3 protein-coding genes and 1 pseudogene are annotated in these 3,417 nt (G+C 65.1%); all 4 read right to left on the bottom strand.

Features of this window, described 5'->3' with window-relative positions; all coding sequences use genetic code 11:
- A pseudogene (locus G3N98_RS38810) lies at window positions 1-224 on the bottom strand (putrescine ABC transporter permease PotH); the annotation flags it as partial.
- A gap of 10 nt (window positions 225-234) precedes the next feature.
- Window positions 235-1,389 (bottom strand): polyamine ABC transporter ATP-binding protein, encoded by a 1,155-nt coding sequence (gene potA / locus G3N98_RS38805; RefSeq protein ID WP_039355329.1) that lies wholly within the window; start codon window positions 1,387-1,389, stop codon window positions 235-237.
- A 188-nt stretch (window positions 1,390-1,577) separates the two neighbouring features.
- Window positions 1,578-2,696 (bottom strand): polyamine ABC transporter substrate-binding protein, encoded by a 1,119-nt coding sequence (locus tag G3N98_RS38800; RefSeq protein ID WP_089426497.1) that lies wholly within the window; start codon window positions 2,694-2,696, stop codon window positions 1,578-1,580.
- Window positions 2,697-2,758: 62 nt separating this feature from the next.
- The coding region (locus tag G3N98_RS38795) for an aminotransferase class III-fold pyridoxal phosphate-dependent enzyme (RefSeq protein ID WP_206151079.1) at window positions 2,759-3,417 on the bottom strand (659 nt) is incomplete at its 5' end.

The following is a 3,417-nucleotide window of genomic DNA, read 5'->3' as shown; positions in this document are numbered from 1 at the left end:
GGGATGCCCATCACCTGGTCGGCGAAGCTGATCTTCAGCACCAGCACGAACGGCAGCGCGAAGAACACGGCCAGCCACACGAACGGCACGCCGATCGCGACGCTGCGGCCCGACGGCAGGAAGCGCGCCAGGAAGTCGAAGCGGCCCGGGCGGGCGCGGCCGGTACCGGTGCTCGCGGCGCCGGTCGGCACCGGCGCGGACGGATTGGAGGCGGAGGTTCTCATCGTGGCGTCCTCACTGCGTCAGCACGACGCCGCTCGCCGGCGACCACGACACGAACACGTCGTCGTTCCACGCCGGCGCGTTGTCGTTCATCAGGTGCGAGCTCGACAGGTTCGACACGACCGTCTTGCCGCTCGGCAGGCGCACGTGGTACAGCGAGTAGCTGCCCATGTACGCGATGTCGGTCACGACGCCGCGCGCCCAGTTGTGTTTCGAGCCCGGCTTCTCGCGCGACACGTGAATGCGTTCCGGGCGCACGGAGATGCCGACCGGCATGCCGAGCGGGCCCGTGACGCCGTGGCTCACGTACATGCGGGCTTCGAGGTCGTCGCTTTCGACGAAGATGTGATCCGGTTCGTCTTCGACGACGCGGCCCTCGAACAGGTTGGTCGAGCCGATGAACTCGGCCGAGAAGCGGCTGTTCGGGAATTCGTACACCTCGCCCGGCGCGCCGATCTGCACGATCTTGCCCTCGCTCATCACCGCGAGGCGGCTGGCCATCGTCATCGCCTCCTCCTGGTCGTGCGTGACCATCACGCAGGTCACGTCAACCTTCTCGATGATGTTCACGAGTTCGAGCTGAGTCTTCTGGCGGATCTTCTTGTCGAGCGCGGACATCGGCTCGTCGAGCAGCAGCAGCTTCGGGCGCTTGACCAGCGAACGCGCGAGCGCGACGCGCTGCTGCTGGCCGCCGGAGAGCTGGTGCGGCTTGCGCTGCGCGTACTTGCTCATCTGCACGAGCGCGAGCGCATCGGCCACGCGTTCCTTGATCTCGTTCTTTGGCGTGCCTTCCTGCTTCAGGCCGAACGCGACGTTCGATTCGACCGTCATGTGCGGGAACAGCGCGTACGACTGGAACATCATGTTCACCGGGCGGCGGTACGGCGGCAGAGAAGCAAGGTCCTCGCCGTCGACGAAGATCTTGCCGGAGGTGGCCGTCTCGAGCCCGGCGAGCATGCGCAGCAACGTCGACTTGCCGCAGCCCGAGCTACCGAGCAGCGCGAACAGCTCGTTCTTCGCGATCGTCAGGTTCACGTTGTCGACGGCGGTGCTGTCGCCGAATTTCTTCACGACGTTTTCAATGCGTACGAAGGCGTCGTTTTGCGTACGGGCCGCGGGGGCCGGTTGGGTCTGTCGTGCAGCAGCGGAAGAGGGTATCGATTGCATGGGATTCACCATTCGTTCTTCACGGATTGCAGGCGTGAGCGCCCCCACGCGAGGCGCAAAACGCGACTCACGGGCGACGGCTCGTGCCGGATGGAACAGTGCGCGCGGCGCGCGCGGGCGGACGGAGGTCCGCGGATCTCAGGCGGGCAGGCGTGAAGCGCCGCCTGCGCCGCCGGAATTCAGGTCGATCAGTGGCCGGTCTTCAATTGGGCCCACAGACGGTTCTCGAGGCGCAGGATGTCGGCCGGCATCGGCTTCATCAGCACCATCTTCTTCAGCACGTCTTCAGGCGGGTAGACGGTCGGGTCCTGTGCGACGGCCGGCGTGACGAACTGGTGCGCGGCCTTGTTCGCGGTCGGGTAGAACACCGTGTTGGTGATCGCCGCGTTGACCTTCGGATCGGACACGTAGTTGATCCACTTCAGTGCGGCTTCGGCGTGCGGTGCATCCTTCGGGATCACCATCACGTCGAACCACAGCAGGCCGCCTTCCTTCGGATTCGAGAACTTGATGTCGTACGAACGCTTCGCTTCGGCCGAGCGGCGATGCGCGATGCCGACGTCGCCCGACCAGCCGAGCACGACGCACACGTCGTTGTTCGCGAGGTCGTTGATGTAGCCGGACGAGTTGAACTGGGTGATGTACGGGCGGACTTTCTTCAGGACTTCGAACGCAGCCTGGTAGTCGCCGGGATTCTTGCTGTTCGGATCCTTGCCCATGTATTGCAGCGTGGCGGCGAACACGTCGACGGCCTGGTCGAGGAACGACACGCCGCAGCTCTTCAGCTTTTCCATGTTGGCCGGGTCGAACACCAGCGCCCAGCTGTCGACCGGCGCCTTGTCGCCGAGGGCCTTCTTCACCGCCTGCGCGTTGTAGCCGATGCCGTCCGTGCCGTAGGCCCAGGGCACGCCGTACTGGTTGCCCGGGTCGGCATCCGAGATCATCTTCATCAAGAGCGGGTCGAGGTTCGCGAGGTTCGGCAGCTTCGACTTGTCGAGCTTCTGGTACACGCCGGCCTGGATCTGCTTGGCCATGTAGTTCGACGTCGGCACGACGATGTCGTAGCCCGAACTGCCGGCCAGCAGCTTCGCCTGAAGCGTGTCGTCGCTGTCGTAGTTGTCGTACTTGACGTGGATGCCCGTCTGCTTCTGGAAGTTCGGGATCGTGTCGGGTGCGATGTAGTCGGACCAGTTGTAGACGTTCAGCTCGTCGGCCGCGTGTGCCGTCGGGCTGGCGACCGACGTGAACGCGGCCGCGGCGGCAAGGGCGGCAACGGAACAGGCTTGGCGAAGAAAGCAGGCACGCATGGTGGAATTCCCCTGGTTATGGCGGCGTGCGGCGCCCGCCGCACGCCTGTAGGCAAAAACCGTTACGAAATACCCAGTTGCTGGGCGGTTGCATCGACTGCTTTTTTCGCCTTCGATACGAGTTCATCGATTTCCGGACGCGAGATCACGAGCGGCGGCGACAGCAGCATCCGGTCCCCGGTCGCGCGCATGATCAGGTTGCCGTTGAAGCAGAAGTCGCGGCAGATCGTGCCGACGTCGCCGCCGTTCGCGAAGCGGCGGCGTTCGGCCGGCGCTTCGGCGAGCTGCAGGCTCGCGACGAGGCCGTGGCCATGCACCTCGCCGACGATCGGGTGACGCGCGAAGGTTTCGCGCATCAGCGCCTGGAAGTACGGGCCCGTGTCGTTCTTCACGCGCTCGACGATCCCTTCGTCGCGCAGCAGCTTCAGGTTCGCGACCGCGACGGCCGCCGCCACCGGATGGCCCGAGTACGTGAGGCCGTGGTTGAATTCGCCGTTGTCGATGATCGGCCGCGCCACGCGTTCGTGAATGCCGACGGCACCCATCGGCACATAGCCCGACGTGAGGCCCTTGGCCATCGTGATGAGATCGGGCTCGAAACCGAAGTGTTGGTGTGCGAACCATTCGCCGGTGCGGCCGAAGCCGCCGATCACTTCGTCGGCCACCAGCAGGATGTCGTACTTGCGGCAGATCCGCTGGATTTCCGGCCAGTACGTCGACG

Source organism: Burkholderia sp. Tr-20390 (assembly GCF_017104595.1).
In the GTDB taxonomy this organism is placed as follows: domain Bacteria; phylum Pseudomonadota; class Gammaproteobacteria; order Burkholderiales; family Burkholderiaceae; genus Burkholderia.
Note: the sequence above shows the minus strand (reverse complement) of the source record. Positions and strands in the feature narration are given on the sequence as shown.

What these genes read in the sequence shown, in the direction of transcription:
- potA (WP_039355329.1), bottom strand. Translation starts at nt 1,389, where the DNA reads ATGCAATCGATACCCTCTTCCGCTGCTGCACGACAGACCCAACCGGCC.
- G3N98_RS38800 (WP_089426497.1), bottom strand. Translation starts at nt 2,696, where the DNA reads ATGCGTGCCTGCTTTCTTCGCCAAGCCTGTTCCGTTGCCGCCCTTGCC.